The 16,252-nt window shown below is 73.2% G+C and carries 18 protein-coding genes; 15 read left to right on the plus strand and 3 right to left on the minus strand.

The window, feature by feature from the left end; translation table 11 throughout:
• The first annotated feature begins 92 nt into the window (after positions 1-92).
• Positions 93-1,046: an SDR family oxidoreductase gene (locus WMF39_RS20460; protein WP_437747162.1), complete on the plus strand. Its 954-nt coding sequence runs from the start codon at positions 93-95 to the stop codon at positions 1,044-1,046.
• Positions 1,047-1,157: 111 nt separating this feature from the next.
• Here the strand turns inward: WMF39_RS20460 and WMF39_RS20465 are convergent, their stop codons facing one another.
• Genes WMF39_RS20465 through WMF39_RS20475 form a run of 3 tightly spaced genes read right to left on the minus strand, consistent with a single transcriptional unit; the run spans position 1,158 to position 3,832 of the window.
• Entirely contained in the window at positions 1,158-1,595 is a 438-nt protein-coding gene (locus WMF39_RS20465; RefSeq protein ID WP_012236304.1) for a 23S rRNA (pseudouridine(1915)-N(3))-methyltransferase RlmH, read from the minus strand.
• 7 nt (positions 1,596-1,602) lie between these two features.
• Positions 1,603-2,496: a ribosome silencing factor gene (rsfS, locus tag WMF39_RS20470; protein ID WP_437747163.1), complete on the minus strand. Its 894-nt coding sequence runs from the start codon at positions 2,494-2,496 to the stop codon at positions 1,603-1,605.
• A 55-nt stretch (positions 2,497-2,551) separates the two neighbouring features.
• Positions 2,552-3,832: a glutamate-5-semialdehyde dehydrogenase gene (locus WMF39_RS20475; protein WP_437747164.1), complete on the minus strand. Its 1,281-nt coding sequence runs from the start codon at positions 3,830-3,832 to the stop codon at positions 2,552-2,554.
• A 70-nt stretch (positions 3,833-3,902) separates the two neighbouring features.
• On the opposite strand from WMF39_RS20475, the gene WMF39_RS20480 reads away from it, so the two are divergent.
• The 14 genes from WMF39_RS20480 to WMF39_RS20545 all read left to right on the plus strand — a co-directional run bounded on the left by WMF39_RS20480 (position 3,903) and on the right by WMF39_RS20545 (position 16,247).
• Entirely contained in the window at positions 3,903-4,292 is a 390-nt protein-coding gene (locus WMF39_RS20480; RefSeq protein WP_437747165.1) for a hypothetical protein, read from the plus strand.
• The gene (locus WMF39_RS20485; RefSeq protein WP_437747166.1) at positions 4,289-4,597 is read left to right on the plus strand and encodes a hypothetical protein; all 309 of its coding nucleotides are present in this window, start codon (positions 4,289-4,291) and stop codon (positions 4,595-4,597) included. The genes WMF39_RS20480 and WMF39_RS20485 overlap by 4 nt, the downstream gene beginning before the upstream one ends.
• Positions 4,598-4,666: 69 nt before the next feature.
• On the plus strand, positions 4,667-6,241 hold the full coding sequence (guaA, locus tag WMF39_RS20490) for a glutamine-hydrolyzing GMP synthase (protein WP_437747167.1): 1,575 nt from the start codon (positions 4,667-4,669) through the stop codon (positions 6,239-6,241).
• 2 nt (positions 6,242-6,243) lie between these two features.
• Complete coding sequence (locus tag WMF39_RS20495; protein ID WP_437747168.1) at positions 6,244-6,561, plus strand: PEGA domain-containing protein; 318 nt, start codon at positions 6,244-6,246, stop codon at positions 6,559-6,561.
• A gap of 217 nt (positions 6,562-6,778) precedes the next feature.
• Positions 6,779-7,156 (plus strand): hypothetical protein, encoded by a 378-nt coding sequence (locus WMF39_RS20500; RefSeq protein WP_437747169.1) that lies wholly within the window; start codon positions 6,779-6,781, stop codon positions 7,154-7,156.
• Complete coding sequence (locus tag WMF39_RS20505) at positions 7,153-7,971, plus strand: RNA polymerase sigma factor (protein ID WP_437747170.1); 819 nt, start codon at positions 7,153-7,155, stop codon at positions 7,969-7,971. Before WMF39_RS20500 ends, WMF39_RS20505 begins: the two co-directional genes overlap by 4 nt.
• A gap of 206 nt (positions 7,972-8,177) precedes the next feature.
• Entirely contained in the window at positions 8,178-8,348 is a 171-nt protein-coding gene (locus WMF39_RS20510; RefSeq protein ID WP_012236312.1) for a hypothetical protein, read from the plus strand.
• 317 nt (positions 8,349-8,665) lie between these two features.
• Complete coding sequence (locus tag WMF39_RS20515; protein WP_437747171.1) at positions 8,666-10,360, plus strand: serine/threonine-protein kinase; 1,695 nt, start codon at positions 8,666-8,668, stop codon at positions 10,358-10,360.
• Positions 10,361-10,427: 67 nt separating this feature from the next.
• Entirely contained in the window at positions 10,428-11,411 is a 984-nt protein-coding gene (locus WMF39_RS20520) for a hypothetical protein (protein ID WP_437747172.1), read from the plus strand.
• Between the two features lie 112 nt (positions 11,412-11,523).
• A complete protein-coding gene (locus WMF39_RS20525) occupies positions 11,524-12,897 on the plus strand; it encodes a 3-deoxy-7-phosphoheptulonate synthase class II (protein ID WP_437747173.1) in 1,374 nt (457 codons plus the stop codon).
• Positions 12,898-12,969: 72 nt separating this feature from the next.
• Positions 12,970-13,683, plus strand: coding sequence for a hypothetical protein (locus WMF39_RS20530; protein ID WP_437747174.1), 714 nt, complete (start codon positions 12,970-12,972; stop codon positions 13,681-13,683).
• Between the two features lie 114 nt (positions 13,684-13,797).
• Positions 13,798-14,448 carry a hypothetical protein gene (locus tag WMF39_RS20535; RefSeq protein ID WP_437747175.1) on the plus strand — a complete coding sequence of 217 codons (651 nt, stop codon included), beginning with the start codon at positions 13,798-13,800 and terminating at the stop codon, positions 14,446-14,448.
• Between the two features lie 351 nt (positions 14,449-14,799).
• Positions 14,800-15,123: a ribosome-binding factor A gene (locus tag WMF39_RS20540; protein WP_231864927.1), complete on the plus strand. Its 324-nt coding sequence runs from the start codon at positions 14,800-14,802 to the stop codon at positions 15,121-15,123.
• Entirely contained in the window at positions 15,120-16,247 is a 1,128-nt protein-coding gene (locus WMF39_RS20545) for an RtcB family protein (protein ID WP_437747176.1), read from the plus strand. The genes WMF39_RS20540 and WMF39_RS20545 overlap by 4 nt, the downstream gene beginning before the upstream one ends.
• Positions 16,248-16,252: the final 5 nt, after the last annotated feature.

Here is a 16,252-nt window from a genome sequence, read left to right on the forward strand (position 1 = left end):
CAGGACGACCGGAGCAGGCCGGAATGCAAGGGCGCGCGCCGCAGGAGCCCGCGCGCCCGCCGAGCCGCCGGTCCCCAAGGAGGAGACACCGTATGAGACCGCTCGAAGGACAGATCGCCCTCGTCGCCGGAGCCACGCGCGGCGCGGGGCGCGCCATCGCGTGCTCGCTCGGCGAGGCCGGCGCCACGGTCTATTGCACAGGACGCAGCGTCCGGGGTCGGCCCGCCACGGGCCAGCGCCCCGAGACCATCGAGGAGACGGCCGAGCTCGTGGCCGCGGGAGGAGGGCGCGGCGTCGCCGCGCAGGTCGACCACACCGTCGAGGAGCAGGTCGAGGCGCTCTGCGCCCGGATCCGGCAGGAGCAAGGGAGGCTCGACGTCCTGGTCAACGATGTGTGGGGCGGCGATGAGCTCACCGAGTTCGGCCAGCCGTTCTGGAAGCTCTCCCTGCCCAGCGGGAAGCTCCTGCTCGAGCGGGCCGTCACCTCGCACATCATCACGAGCCGCCACGCGGTGCCGCTCATGCTCGAGCGCGATCGCGGCCTCATCGTCGAGATCACCGACGGCGACCACTTCGGCTACCGCGGCAACCTCTTCTACGACCTGGCAAAGATGTCGGTCATCCGCCTGGCCTTCGCCATGGCCTGGGAGCTGCGCCGCCACCCCGCCATGACGGCGCTCGCGGTGACGCCCGGCTTCCTGCGCTCGGAGGCCATGCTCGACCACTTCGGCGTCACGGAGGCGAACTGGCGAGACGCCGCCGAGAAGGACCCGCACTTCATCGAATCGGAGACGCCGTTCTACGTCGGCCGCGCGGTCGCGGCGCTCGCCGCCGATCCGCACGTCGCGACGAAGTCCGGCCGCGTGTTCAGCTCGTGGGATCTCGCGAGGGAGTACGGCTTCACCGACGCCGATGGGCGGAAGCCGCACTGGGGCGAGTACTTCGAGCGGACCCTCGGCAGGTACAACAGGGCCGGCGAGGCCGCCTATGCCAGCTGGTTCAACGGTCCGATGGAGCTCGCGTGCCCCGACTGGCCCAAGGAGTGAACGGCGCGGCGGCCGCCGCCTCGAGCAGCGGCCGCCACGCTGGGCATCGACCGCAGCGTCGGGCATCGGCCGCCGCGTCGGGCGGCGGCCGCAGGGGCCGGCGCGGCCGTCTCAGTGGGCGTAGGGCTCGCCGCGAAGCAGGGTCATCGCGCGGTAGAGCTGCTCGATCAGCACGAGCCGCGCGAGGCGGTGCGGGAACGTGAGCGGCGACAGGCTCCACCGGTCGTCCGCCGCGGCGGACACGTCGGGCGGCAGACCGTCCGCACCCCCGATCAGGAACGCGACCACCCCCTTGCCGCGCGAGCCCCAGCGCTCGACGCCGGCCGCGAACGCCTCGCTGCCGAGCGCCTTGCCGCCCACCTCCATGGCGATGACGCTCGCCCCCGCCGACGCGCGCGCAAGGAGCGGCCCGACCTTCGCCGGCGGGCCGTCCTGGATCTCGATCTCGTCGCACGCCACGTAGCGGCGGATGCGGCCGAGGTACTCGTCCATCGCCGCGCGCAGCGGCTTGTCCTTCACGCGCCCGACGGCGGCGACGACGAGTCGCACGGCGCGCTCAGCTCGGATCGAACCGCGGGGCGGGCTGCGCCCCCGGCGGCAGGCTCTCCTCCGGGACCGGGACGCGCCCCGCGTCGATCCAGAGCCCCTCGATGTCGTAGAGGCGGCGCGTATCCTCCTGGAACACGTGCACCACCACGTCGCCGAAATCGATGAGCACCCAGGTCGCCGCGGCGAGGCCCTCCATCGAGAGCGGCGCGAGCTTCTGCTTGCGCACCGCCTCCTCCAGCCCCGTCGCGATCGCGTGGACGTGCCTGTCCGAGCGGCCGGTCATGATCACGAGGTAGTCCGCGTAGTCGACGCGCCCCACGACCTCCAGGATCTCGACGCCGATCGCCTTCTTGTCGAGCCCCGCCGCGGCCAGCGTCAGCGCGAGCTCGCGCGCGGGGGCCGAAGGCTCGGGGACGGGCGGCGGCGTGCTCCGGCGCGAGCCGGCGCGCTTCGGGCCCGCGAGCGGCGACTTGCTCCGCGCGGGCGACCGCCCCGCGAGCGGCAGCACCGCCTTCGCGCCGCCCTCGCCGCCGCCCCGCGCGGCCCGCGGGGCCGGCGCGTCGCCGTCGTCGCGCGCCGGACGCCGCGCCCTCGGAGCCGGCCGATCCGCCGGGATCGGCCGCGCCGCGCGCTCCAGCGGCTCCGCCTCGCCGCCCGCGCGGCGCGCGCGGACCACCTTCTTCGCGCCGGGCTCGCCGACGCCCGCGTGGGAGGCGCGGATCCGGGGCGACGCCGGCCGCTTCGGCTTCGCCGCGGACGACGCTCGACCGGCCGCGCCCGCCTTGGCCGTGGTCGCCTTCTTCCGCGCCGGCGCGCGCGCCGGCGCGCCCTCGCTCGCCTTCGACCCCGACTTCGCCCGCGGCTTGCCGCTCCCCTCGCCTGCGTCCTTCTTGCTCGCCAACGTTCTCTCGCTTTCTTGCGCCCGTTGATGACGGGCGCCACTCGTCTCGCCCGCGTCAGCGGGTCTGGCCCTCGCCGTACGCGATCCACTTGAGCGTCGTCAGGCTCGCGAGCCCCATCGGGCCGTAGGCGTGGAGCTTCGTCGTGGAGATGCCGATCTCCGCGCCGAGGCCGAGCTCGCCGCCGTCGTTGAACCGGGACGACGCGTTCACGAGCACGCAGCTCGCGTCGACCTCGCGCAGAAACCGCTGCGCGTGGTCGTAGCGGGGCGTGCAGATCACCTCGGTGTGCATCGAGCCGTAGCGGCCGATGTGCTCGATCGCCTCGTCGAGCGACCTCACGACCCGGACCGCGAGCACGGGCGCGAGGAACTCCCGCCCGTAGTCGTCCTCCGCGGCCTTGCGCGCCGACGGCACGAGCGCGCAGGTGGCGGCGTCGCCGCGCAGCTCGAGCCCGCGCTCCGAGAGGGCGGCCACGCGCCCGAGCAGCGGCGCCGCGACGCTCTCGTGGACGAGCAGGCACTCCAGCGCGTTGCAGACGCCGGGGCGCTGGAGCTTGCCGTTCTCGACGAGGCGGCAGGCCATCTCGACGTCGCAGCCGGCGTCGGCGTAGAGGTGGTTCACGCCCTTGTAGTGCTGGATCACGGGGACGCGCGCGTTCTCGGCCACGAACCGGATGAGCCCCTCGCCGCCGCGCGGGATGGCCAGATCGATCATGCCGGTCAGGCCGAGCAGGATCCGCGTGGCCTCGCGGTCGAGCGAGGGGACCATCTGCACGGCGTCGGCCGGCAGCCCGACCGAGCGCAGCGCGTCCGAGATCAGCTCGCCGAGGGCCGCGTTCGAGCGCGCCGCCTCCTTGCCGCCCCGGAGGATCGCGGCGTTGCCGCTCTTCAGGCAGAGCACCGCGGCGTCGACCGTCACGTTGGGGCGCGACTCGTAGATCATCGCGATCACGCCGAGCGGGACGCGCACCTGCCCGACGAGGAGCCCGTTCGGCCGCCGCTCCATCCCGACGACTTGCCCGACCGGGTCGCTGGCGGCGGCGACCTCGAGCACCGCGCCGGCGATCGCCACGAGCCGCGCCTCGTCGAGCACGAGCCGGTCGACGAGCGCCTCGGACACGCCGGCGGCGCGCGCCGCGGCCACGTCCTCGGCGTTCGCGGCCAGCACCGCGGAGCGCTTGCCCTCGCCGGCCTCGGCGCGCAGCCGCTCGGCGATGGCGCGCAGCGCGCGGTCCTTCTGGGCCCTGTCCAGCGGGGCGAGGGCGCGAGCAGCCGTCCGGGCGCGCTGGCAGAGCGCGCGAAGCGTGCCCTCTAGATCGATGTTGCTCTGTTCCACAGCGGGAACCTAGCTCGCCTCCCTGCGCGGGCCAACCGTTCTCCTGCGCGTCCATGCTAGCGTACCCGCCGTGTCCGGCGATCTCCGAAGCTCGAGCCAGGCGTCGTTCGCACCCCGCTCCCGAGACGCCCGCCGCGCCCCCACGAGGAGCGCCGCTGCCCGCCCGCGGCGCGGCGCGGCGCTCCTCGCGGGGGCGCTCCTCGCCGTGATCGCGCCGGCGTGCCGCGGCTCGGACGCAGGCGCGGACGCGCCCGCCACGGCGAGCACCGGCATCCCCCTCGCGGCGCCGGGCGCGCTGGGGGCGCCGCTCGAGGCGCCGCCGGCGGCCCCCTCCGTCCCCTCCTTGCCGTTCGCCGATCCGGAGGGGCTCCAGGTCCCGCCCGATCCGGCCGGCCCTCCCGAAATACCGCCGTATCGTGCTCCTCCCGGGAACACCGGGGGGAGCGGAGTGGAGCTATGACACGCGCCCGCCACGCCTCGCCGATCGCCGCGCTCGCCGCGATCCTCGCCGCGCACCTCGCCGCGGCGTGCTCCTCCGCCGCGCCGAAGCCGCTCCCGCCCGGTCCGCCGCCCGAGTACGAGCGCCCGCGCGTGTACGACGGCGGCGTCGGCGACGCGCCGGCAGCGCCGTCGGACGAGCCGGGTGCGACGGATGCGACCGACGCGACGCCGGGCGCGCCGCTGCTCGCCCCGTCGCCGGGCGCGCCGCCCGCGTCCACGCAGCCGCCGCCCACGACGCCGCCGCCGCCGCCCACGCAGCCGTAGCGCCGTGCGCCGCGAGCGGGCGTGCGGCGAGCGCCTCGGCCGCGCGACTCTGGCGGATCCAGCCCCGCCATGCTAGCGGCAGCCATGCTCTCACCCCGGCGGGACTTCGTCGTCATCCTCGATTTCGGCTCTCAGTACACGCAGCTCATCGCCCGGCGCGTGCGCGAGTCTGGCGTCTACTGCGAGATCCACCGCTTCGACGTGCCCATCGCCGAGCTGCGCCGGCTCGCCCCGCGGGCGCTCATCCTCTCGGGCGGCCCCGCCAGCGTGTACGGAGACAACGCGCCTCGCTGTTCCCGGGAGGTGCTGGAGCTCGGCGTCCCGACGCTCGGCATCTGCTACGGGCTCCAGCTCATGGCGTATCACCTCGGCGGCAAGGTCGAGCGCGCGCACACGGGGGGCGAGTACGGCCCCGCGGCGGTGCGCGTCGAGCGCCCGACGGGCATCTTCTCGCGCTTCGCCGAGGGCGACGCCATCGACGTCTGGATGAGCCACGGCGATCGGCTCACCGCGATGCCGGAGGGGTTCGTGTCGCTCGGCACCACGACCGGCAGCCCGCTCTGCGCCGTCGCCCGCGAGCGCGACAAGCTCTACGGCCTCCAGTTCCACCCCGAGGTCGTCCACACGCCGCGCGGCAAGGAGATCCTCCAGTCCTTCCTGTTCGACGTCGCCGGCCTGTCACCGACCTGGACGCCCGCGTCGTTCGTGGAGGAGGCGATCGCCGCGGTCCGCGAGAAGGCCGGGCCGAGCGACCGCGTCATCCTGGGCCTCTCGGGCGGGGTCGACTCGTCGGTCGCCGCCGTGCTCTGCCAGCGCGCCCTCGGCGACCGGCTGACGTGCATCTTCGTCGACAACGGCTTGCTTCGTGAGGGGGAGGCGGAGAGCGTCGAGCGGACCTTCCGCGGCCACTTCCACATGAACCTCGACGCCGTCGACGCGTCGGCGCGGTTCCTCGAGGGGCTGCGCGGCGTCGTGGATCCCGAGCAGAAGCGCAAGGTGATCGGCCGCCTCTTCATCGAGGTGTTCGAGGAGGAGGCGAAGCGGGTCCATGGCGCGAAGTGGCTCGTCCAGGGCACGCTCTACCCCGACGTGATCGAGAGCGTCTCGTTCAAGGGGCCGAGCGCCGTCATCAAGAGCCACCACAACGTCGGCGGCCTGCCCGAGCGGATGAACCTCGGCCTGATCGAGCCCCTGCGGGAGCTCTTCAAGGACGAGGTGCGGGCCGCCGGCGAGGCGCTCGGCATGCCGCGGGACATCCTGTACCGCCAGCCGTTCCCCGGCCCGGGGCTCGCGGTGCGGTGCCTCGGCGAGGTGACGCCGGAGAAGCTCCGCGTGCTCAGGGAGGCCGACGCCATCTTCGACCAGGAGATCCGCGCCGCCGGGCTCTACGAGTCGCTCTGGCAGAGCTTCTGCGTGCTCCTCCCTGTGCGCTCCGTGGGCGTGATGGGCGACGAGCGCACCTACGACGAGGCGATCGCGCTCCGCGCGGTGCACTCGACCGACGGGATGACGGCCGACTGGGCGCGGCTGCCCTACGACCTCATCGCCCGGGTGAGCTCGCGCATCATCAACGAGGTGCGCGGCGTGAACCGCGTGGTGCTCGACGTGTCCTCGAAGCCGCCCTCGACGATCGAATGGGAGTGACGATGGCCAGCGCGAGCGCGAAGCGGATGCGCGCCACGGCGGCGCTCCTGATGCTCGGGCTGTCGGCGTGCGTCGCGCGGGCTCCGGCGACGGTCTCGCTGCGGGTGAAGGGGAACGTGCCCGACGCGTCGGTCACCATCGACGACCAGTACATCGGCGCGCTCGCTTACGTCGCCGCCCACGGCGTCGCGCTGCCGCCCGGCGCGCACCGGATCACCGTGGAGAAGGCCGGCTACTTCGCCTGGGACCGCCTTGTCGAGGCCAGGAGCGGCGCTCCGCCGATCCACCTCCAGGTGCAGCTCACGCCCGTGCCGGATTGACGACCTCGCGGGGCTGGCACCGGCCGGCCCTGGCGCAGCCGCACCCTCACCGGGGCGCACGCGCGAGAGCACAGGACGAAATCATCTCCACGCGGTCTCCGTAATCCATGTGGTGGATGCACGCGGCATCCATCCCGATCTCCACTTTACGGGGGACCGAATCATGCCGAATCGGAGCCGTCCGAAGGCGCGCGTGACGAAGACGCGCGCGCCTTCCATGAACAAATCAGCTCGGCGCGCCCGCCGGTGCGCCACCCTCGAGGTGTGCGGCCCCGAGAGCTGTCGTCCGGGAGGCCGCCTGTTTCACGCCCTGTGCGATCTCGCCGATCGCTTCCTGCAACGCCGGGGAGATCCGCGGGCGATGCAGCTGGGCACCGTGCTGTTTTATGTCGCATTCCACAGCGCTCGAGCCGCCGAGGACGACGACTTTCGCCTCTCTCTCCGGACCTCCCTGGACATGCTCGTCGAGCTCGAGCCGGTCGAGCGCTGGCTCCGGCCGCCGCTGGCGTTCGATGTGCCATCCGGACGACCTGCGCCGCGCCCCTACCCCACCTGCGCCGGCGCGGAGCTCCCGGCGCCACGAGGCTCCGGATGACGCCGCCGCGCTCCTCGCCGTCCGCGCCGCCGTCCGCGCCGGCGCGCCCGTCGTTCGAGACGGTCTATGCCGTGGGCTTGCCGTTCCTTCATCACGCGCTCCGCTGGCTGGGTGTCTCGGTGAACGATCTGGACGACATGCTCCAGGAGGTCTTCCTCGCGGCCTATCGGGGCCTGGCGAGCTACGAGCCATGGCGTTTCCACGCGGCCCCTGCGGGCGGGCTCGCCGCGGCAGGACCGCCGCCCCTTCGCATCACGCCCGAGGCGGCGCTGCATCGATGGCTGTTCGGCATCGCATGGAGAAAGACGAGCCACTACCACGCGCGCGCTCACCGGCGTCGCGAGATCCCCTCCGGGGCCGGCGTGTCCTGGCCGTTCGACGAGCGCGCCCCGGCGCCGACGCCGGAGCAGTCGCTCGCGGGCGCGGACCGCGCCGAGATCGTGACGGCGCTGCTGCTGAAGATCGCGCCCGAGCGGCGCGTGATCCTCGTCATGTACGATCTCCTCGGCGTCGCGGTGGCCGACATCGCCGGCGAGCTCTCGCTCAACGAGAACACGGTCCGCTCCCGCCTGCGCCTCGCCCGCGAGGACTTCCGCGCCGCCGTCGCGCGTCAGTCGGCCGAGCGCCGCAGCGCCCTGTGCGCCCTCACCGCGTCGGAGCGCCCCCTCCACACGAGCGCCGCAACCATGCTCCACACCGTGCGCGCGTTCCCGCCCGTCCCCGCGCCCGCTGCACGCGCGCTCTGGCGCCGCCTCCAGCAGCGGATCGACGAGCGCGCTGCCATTGCCAGGACCGCCCCGCCGGCGCCGTGGTAAGGACCAGCGAGCCAGCGCCACCAATGCACGGACGATAGGGACAGAACGCACCACGCACGGCGCCGCACACACCCACGCGACCAAGCGACGGCAGACGAGACGGTAAGACGAGGCGAAGAATACGAAGCGGGCGACCCCACTGACAGCTTGACGCCCCCGCACGTTTGTGTAGTCTCCGCCGCCCTCGCAGAGAAAGTCCTACGATCATGGCCAATACTCCGAAGTGGAATGTCCGTCTGCGTCACGAATGGCTCGCCACCCCGCTCAAGAAGAAGCGCCTGAAGCGCTGCCAGAAGGCGCGGATCGGCCTGCTCGATGCGGAGCAGCGCAAGGCTGCCAAGCAGAAGCCCGTCCAGGTCGAGCAGCCCGCGAGCTGACCGGCTGACCACCGTTACGCACCGCGCGACACTTGCCAGCCCGGCCGCGCGAACACCTCGACATCACGTGCCGATCGCGGTTCCGCAGGTCGGCGCCCTCGCGCGGCGCGATCCGTGGTAGCGTCGCCTCGCGGTGTTCGCCCGCGCGTTGGCGACGACTCGTCGATCCTCACCTCTGGTGAGGTTCGACCCGGATCCATGGGAGCGAGGCCCTGAGCGTGTCGGATTCGAGCTTTTCGCCCGGTCGCTCGGGCACTCCTGCCGTGCCTTCGTCTCGCTCTGCAGGGGGCGAGGAAGGCGACGGACCCACCCGCGTCATGAGCGACACGGAGCGGCAGGCCGCGCTTGCCGCCGTGCGCGGAGCGCAGGCGGCGGCCGCCGCCGCTGCGGTCACCTCTACGACCGCGGAGACGGTTCGCCCTCCGCCGCCCCCTCCCTCCGCGTCGGGCGCGGCGGCGCACGAGCTGGCCGCCGAGACGGTCCGCCCCGCTGCGCTCCCCAAGGGGCTCGCAGCGGCGGCTGCGCACGACGCGACCGCCGACACGGTCCGTCCACCCGCTCCTCCCACGGGGAGCGCGGAGAGCGCGGCGGACGGGCAGCCGGCGGAGGCGGACCCGCTCGTCGGCACCACGGTGGCGGGCGCGTACCACGTCATCCGCCTGCTCGGCGAAGGCGGCATGGGCCGCGTCTACGAGACGCACCACACCCGCATCCCGGGCAAGCGGTTCGCGCTGAAGACGCTCCACCCCGAGCTCGCCCAGCAGCCCACCGTCCTCGCGCGGTTCCAGCGCGAGGCCGAAGCCGCAGCGTCGATCCGGAGCCCGCACATCGTCGAGATCTTCGACGTGAACCGGCTGAGCGACGGCCGGCCGTGCATCATCGCCGAGTACCTGGATGGCAAGGGCCTCGACGAGCTCCTCGCAGGGTCGGGAGGGCGGCTGTCGGCCGGCGCCGCGGTGCGGATCGCGCGCGAGGTGTGCGACGGCATCGCGGCCGCGCACGCCGCGGGCATCGTGCACCGGGACATCAAGCCGGAGAACATCTTCCTCACGGGCGACCCCGCGTGTCCGACCGTGAAGGTCCTCGATTTCGGCATCTCGAAGACCTCCGCGCCGTCCACGCTCACGAGGACCGGCATGGTGCTCGGAACGCCGGCGTACATGGCGCCGGAGCAGGCGAAGGGGGACGAGATCGACCCTCGGGCCGACATCTACGCGGTGGGGGCGGTCCTCTACCACGCGCTCACCGGGCAGCGCCCCTTCGAGCGCAGCGACCCGACGGCAGTGCTCCTCGCGGTCATGACGGAGGAGCCGCCGCCGCCGCGATCGCTCAACCCGGACATCCCGCCGGGCCTGGAGGCCGTCGTCCAGCGCGCCATGGCGAAGCAGAGAGAGGACCGCCACGCCTCGATGGGCGAGCTCGCAAGCGAGCTCGCGCCCTACGAGGAAGCGGCCGCGCCCGGGCCGCCCAGCGCTCGCGCGTCGCTCGCGCGCGCGTCCGTCGTGCTCGGGCGGCCTTACGCGCTCTCGCACGCCTTCGGCCTGCCCGGCTCGGCGTCGTCCGAGGCGTACCTGACGCGGCAGATGGTCTTCCTCGCGGTGAGCCTCGGCCTTGGGTGGCTCGGCGCGGGCCTCGTCAGCTGCCTCGCCGGCTTCGCGCGCGCGGCGCGCGGCGACGCCGCCGCGCTGTCGGGCCAGGGCGCCACCCTGCTCACGCTCGGGATCCTGTGCGCCCTGTTCGGCGTCGGGCTTCTCGGCGGCTTCTATGTCTTTCGGCGTGTCTGGCGGGACGACGCCCGGATGAGCGCGCTCGCGCCGCGGCTCACGACGCCCGTCGTGCTCGCCCTCGTGGCCTACGGGGCCGCGTCGCTGCTCGTGCGGCTCGTGGAGGCCGTGCTCCTGCAGCGCGCCATCGGCATCGCATGGCCGGTCTGGGACGCGCTGCTCTTCCTCATCAGCGTGCTCGCCGCGGGCGCTGCCGCCCTGTTCCAGTGGCGAGGACAGCGGCGATGAGCCCGCGGCCGGGCCGCCGGACGCGGGCCATGGGCCGCTGTCCGGGCGTGTGTTAGGGGAGCAGGCCATGCCAGCGCAGGCATCTGGGACGAGCGCCCGCCAGGCCAGCACCCCCGGCAGACCGGGCACACAGGCGGGAACAACCACCGTGCTCGGCGCAGGCGGCAACGCCTCGGGCTCGCGCGCCTCCCTGCTGGCGCGGACGCCGCCCGCGGCGCTCTGGCTCGTCACGGGCGCGGCTGCGCTCGTCGCCGTCGTGTTCACCGCGGCGCTGCTGCGCGACGGCGTCTCGCTCTCCCGGCTCGAGGCGGCCTCGCTCGCAGAGCGCGCGCCGCCGTCGAGCTCCGGCCTCCGGCGTCCGGTCGCGCCGCGACCTTCCGATGCTGTCCCCGCCGACGAGCTCGCCACAGCGACCGCGGGCGGCGTGCTCGCGCTGGAGGCGCTCGCCTCGCGCTACCCGAAGGATCCGGTGATCTTCCGCGCGCTGATGCTGCGCCACGCGCTCCCGCCGCCTTATCACGCCGCCGCGCTCGCCGCGGCGAAGCGGCTGCTGGAGCTCGATCCGGGGGCGGCGGCCGACGACGACGTGAAGCGCATCGTCTCGAGCGCCGCCGCCGGACCGCCCGAGGCGGCCTCGGCTGCGCTCGACCTGATGGCGACCGGCATGGGGAGCCACGGGGCGGATCTGCTCTACGAGCTCGCGGTGGGCAGCTCCGCGCTGAAGGAGCGCGCCGCGAAGCGGCTCGCGGAGGCCGCGGTCCTGGGGCGGGCGACGCCCGCGCTGCGCATCGCCCACGAGCTCCGGATCGCGCCCTCCTGCAAGGCGAGGCAGGCCTTGCTGGCGCGCGCGACGACCGATGGCGATCGGCGCGCCGTCGATGTCCTCGCGCCGCTCGTCACCAGCAAGGGCAAGGGGTGCGGCTTCCTGGGCATGAGCCGGTGCGCGGCGGCGTGCGCCTCGATCGCGGGAGAGATCAAGGCGGCGATCCAGGCGATCGAGACGCGCACCGGGCCAGCGCCCCGGGCGGCCGACGCGCCTGCGAGCCGATGACCGCGCCTGCGAGCCGATGACCGCGCCTGCGAGCCCATCGTCTCACGCTCGAATCGATGACGTTGACCGAGGGTTGCGCAGGTGGGAGCCTTGCCATAGTAGGGCTCAACTCATGTACGTTCCTGCTCAACCCTGGTCGCCGGACTCATGGCGTGAACGGTTCAACGCTGCGCCGCTCCCCTATGACGATCCCGACGCCGTCCAGGTGGCCGTCGAAAAGCTCCGGGCGCTGCCGCCGCTCGTGACCTCGTGGGAGGTCGAGCGACTCAAAGGCTATCTGGCCGAAGCGCAGCTCGGCCGCCGGTTCGTGCTCCAGGGGGGAGACTGCGCGGAGACGCTCGACGACTGCCGCCCGAACATCGTCACGAACAAGCTCAAGATCCTGCTCCAGATGTCGCTCGTGCTGGTGCACGGCGCCCGCCGGCCGGTGGTGCGCCTCGGGCGCTTTGCCGGGCAGTACGCCAAGCCGCGCTCCAGCCCGGTCGAGACGCGCGACGGCGTGAGCTTGCCCAGCTATTTCGGGGATCTCATCAATCGCGCTCCCTTCGACGCCACCGCCCGGCGCCCCGATCCAAACCTGATGATCGCGGGATACCAGCACGCGGCGATCACCCTGAATTTCATCCGTTCCCTGTCGGAGGGCGGCTTCGCCGATCTGCACCACCCGGAGTACTGGGACCTGAGCTTCCTCGAGCGGGCGGACCTGCCCGGGGAGCTGCGCGAGCGATACCAGCGGATGACGGAGCAGGTCGGGGAGGCCCTTCGGTTCATGGAGGCGCTCGCGGAGGTGCCGGTCGGGGAGCTCTCGCGGGTCGAGTTCTTCACGAGCCATGAAGGGCTCCACCTGCACTACGAGTCCGCGCAGACGCGGAAGGTCGCGCGCCGGCCTGGCTTCTACGATCTGACGACCCACCTGCCCTGGATCGGCGAGCGCACGCGGCAGCCGGACGGCGCCCACGTCGAGTTCTTCAGCGGCGTGGAGAACCCGCTGGGCATCAAGCTCGGCCCGAAGACGCTCCGCGACGACGTGATCCGCCTCCTCGACCGGCTCAACCCGGCGGACGAGCCGGGCAAGATCGTGCTCATCGTGCGCATGGGCGCGGGCCGCGTGCGCGACGGGCTCCCGCCGCTCATCGAGGCGGTGCGGTCCGCGGGGCGCAAGGTGCTCTGGATGTCCGATCCGATGCACGGCAATACCCAGACGACGTCCAGCGGGATCAAGACACGGAATTTCGAGGATATCCTCACCGAGATCGAGGCGAGCTTCGAGGTGCATGAATCCATGGGATCCCACCTCGGCGGCGTCCACTTCGAGCTCACGGGCGACGATGTCACCGAGTGCGTCGGGGCGGGGCTCACGGAGTCCGATCTCGACCAGCGCTACGCCAGCCTGTGCGACCCGAGGCTGAATTACCGCCAGTCGCTCGAGATGGCGTTCCGCATCGCCCACCGCATGGCGGAGGCCTCCCGGCGCGCGAAGGGCTGAGTCGAGGGCAGGAGTCTCCTGCTGGCGTTCCGTCGAGACTGCCCAATGAACACCCGCAGGGGGTAGTTCGCCATGCAGACCATCTCGACGGAACAGGGTGAGAGCCGACAGGGCGGAGAGCAAGCCGCGACGGATGCCTCGCACGAGTGCCCGCAGCGCTCCGGCGCCAGCCCCACGCTGCTCGAACATTTCCTGCCTGAGGCCGATATCGTCATGAACCACGCGATCGTGGTGATGGCGCCACCGGAGGTGACGTACGCCACGCTGAAGAGGGTGGATTTCGCGAGGAGCCGCTCTCTCCTCCTGCGCGCGGTCTTCGCGCTCCGCCTGGCCGCCGTGCGGCGCGCCCGGCGCAGGCTCCGCCTCGCGCCGCTCCCGGCGCGCGTGCGGATGTCGCTCCAGAACATCGAGGATTACGGCCAGTCCAAGCTTGCCGAAAAGGAGGGCTCCGAGGTCGTCATCGGCTCGATCGCGCGCCTGTTCAGCGTCGAGAGCCTGTTCACGAGGCGGACCGCCGCCGAGTTCAAGTCGTTCGACTGCCCGGGTCACTTCAAGGAGGCGGCGAGCTTCGTCGTGATGCCCTACGGACAGCGCCGGACGCTGCTCGCCTACGAGACCCGCATCCGCGCGACCGACACGCGGACGAGGCGGCGGCTGTTCCTCCTGGACGCGCTGACGGCGCCGCTCGGGAGGCTCGTCATGCGCCGGATGCTCCGCGTCGTCGCCAGGGTCGCCAAGTACCAGTGCGCGGCGCCGGCGCATCATCATCGCCAGCAGGCCACGTAGCGCGATCACTGGCGATCCGTCGAGACTACCCCAATGGATCACCGCAGGGGGTAGTTCGCCATGCAGACCATATCGAGAGAACAGGGTGAGTTCCGGCAGGGAGAGGGACAGGCCATGACGGGCGCCTCGCCCCAGGGCCAGCAGCGCTCCGGAGCTTGCCCCACGCTGCTTGAATATTTCCTGCCGGAGGCCGACATCGTCGTGACCCACAAGATCGTGGTGATGGCGACGCCGGAGGTGACGTACGCCACGCTGAAGAGGGCGGATCTCGCGAAGAGCCGCTCTCTCCTGATGCGCGCGGTCATCGCGCTCCACCTGGCCAAGCTGCGCCGCGCCCGGAGCAGGCTCCGCCTCGCGCCGCTGCCCGCGCGCGCGCGGATGACGCTCCAGAACGTCGAGGACTACGGCGAGATCAAGCTGGCAGAGCGGGAGGGCTCCGAGATCGCCATCGGCACAATCGAGCGCCTGCTGAACACAGAGAGCCTGTTCACGAGGCGGACTCCCGCCGAGTTCATCGCGTTCGATTGCCCCGGGCACATCAAGGCGGTCGGGGGCTACGTGGTGACGGCCTACGGCCAGCGTCGGACGATGCTCTCGTACGAGGTACGGATCCGCGCGACCGACACGCGGACGAGGCGGCGGCTGTTCCTCCTGGACGCCCTGACAGCGCCGCTCATGACGCGCTTCTCGCGTCAGATGCTCCGCTATATCGCGAGGGTCGCCGAGCGCCAGTGCGCCGAGCCGACGTACCGCCAGGCCACGTAGTCCCCTCGGTGTGCCGGGCGCGGGCCGCCGGCCGCGCGCCGGCCACGAGCGGGCGCGCGCGGCTCGCGCCCCCGCCGGGAGCGCTGCCGGGGCGCGCCTTGCGCCGCGGCCCTCGCTCGTGCACCCTACGCGGCGAAGGAGGCCCGCCATGCACCCCATTGCATCGACGAGCCTCGGCCTGACGCGCCGCTGAGCGCGCCGGCGAGGCTCACATCCCCGAGCTCATCTCGCGTGTCGCTGGAACCGCGCGGCCGACGCGTAGGTGCGTCACCGCGCCCTCGGGAGCATGGCATGGGCAAAGATCGATCGCGGAGCCGCGAACGCGCGCGCTCCGTCGTGGATGCAGGTTCGTTGTTCGGTGGGACGGCGGCGCGGAGCGCGCAGCGCAAGGAGCGCCAGCTCTGCCGTCAGGTGCAGGAGGCGGTGAGCGACGCGCTCGCCGCGCTCCGCGACGACGTCCTCCAGGACGTCTGGGTGATGGGTGTGGAGCCGGCGCCCGACGCCAGCCGGCTCGCGGTGGTCGTGCAGGTCAGGCCTGGCACGCCGCCGGAGGTGGCGGCGGCGCGGCTGGAGAAGGTGGCGGGCTACGTGCGCGCGGAGGTCGCGGGGGCGATCACCCGCAAGCGCGCGCCGACGCTCGCGTTTCAGGTGCTGCCGCCGGAGGGAGAGCCGTGAGCGCGCGCATCTCCGCGTGGCTCCCGGACGGCGCGAGCGCGGCGCTCAGCGCGTCGCTCTCGCGGCTCGCGCGCACCGACGACGTCGCGCACATCGCGGTCATGCCCGACGCGCACGTGGCCGACGACGTGTGCGTCGGCACGGTGACCGCCACGACCCATCGCCTCTTGCCGGCGGCGGTCGGCGGCGACATCGGCTGCGGCATGGTCGCGCTGCGGCTCCGCGCGGACGCCGATCTGCTCGCGGATCGCGATCGCGCGGCGCAGCTCCTCTCCGCGCTGTGCCGCCGCGTCCCGCACCTGTTGCGCCCGGCCGCCGGCGCTCCGCCGCTGCCCGGCGATCTCGCCGAGGCGCGGCTCGGCGCGCCTCGCCTCGAGGCGATGAAGCACCGCGAGGGCCGGATGGAGCTGGGTACGCTCGGCCGGGGCAACCATTTCCTGGAGGTGCAACGCGACGAGGAGGGCGCGCTGTGGCTGCTCCTCCACAGCGGCTCGCGCGCCATGGGCCCGGCGATCCGGCAGCACCACGAGGCGCTCGCGGCGCGCGACCCGTCGGGCGTCCGCTTCCTCGACGCCGAGAGCGAGGCCGGGCGCGCGTACCTCGATGATGCAGCCTGGGCAGCGAGGTACGCGCGGGCGAGCCGCGCGCGGATGGTCACCGAGGCCCTCTCGCTCTTCGCCGAGCTGTTCGGCATCGACGCCGACGCGTCGTCGCGCATCGAGATCGATCACAACCACGTCCGGCGCGAGGAGCACGGCGGACGCGCGCTGTGGGTGCACCGCAAGGGCGCCATGGGGCTCCGCGAGGGGGAGCCCGGCGTCGTGCCCGGGTCGATGGGGAGCCCGAGCTTCCACGTCGAGGGGCGCGGCCACCCCGAGGCGCTCGGCTCGTCAGCGCACGGCGCCGGGCGCGCGCTGCCGCGGGGCGAGGCGCGCCGCCGCATCGGCGCGCGGCAGCTGCTGCGCGAGGCCGAGGGCGTGTGGTTCGATCACCGCCTCGCGGACCGGCTGCGCGAGGAGGCGCCCTCGGCCTACAAGGACATCGGCGCGGTCATGCGGGCGCAACGCGACCTCGTGCGCGTCGTCCGCCGGCTCTGGCCGGTGCTCGTCTACAAGGCGCCATGAGCGGA

Source organism: Sorangium sp. So ce1504 (assembly GCF_051521635.1).
Taxonomy (GTDB): Bacteria; Myxococcota_A; Polyangia; order Polyangiales; family Polyangiaceae; genus Sorangium; species Sorangium cellulosum_B.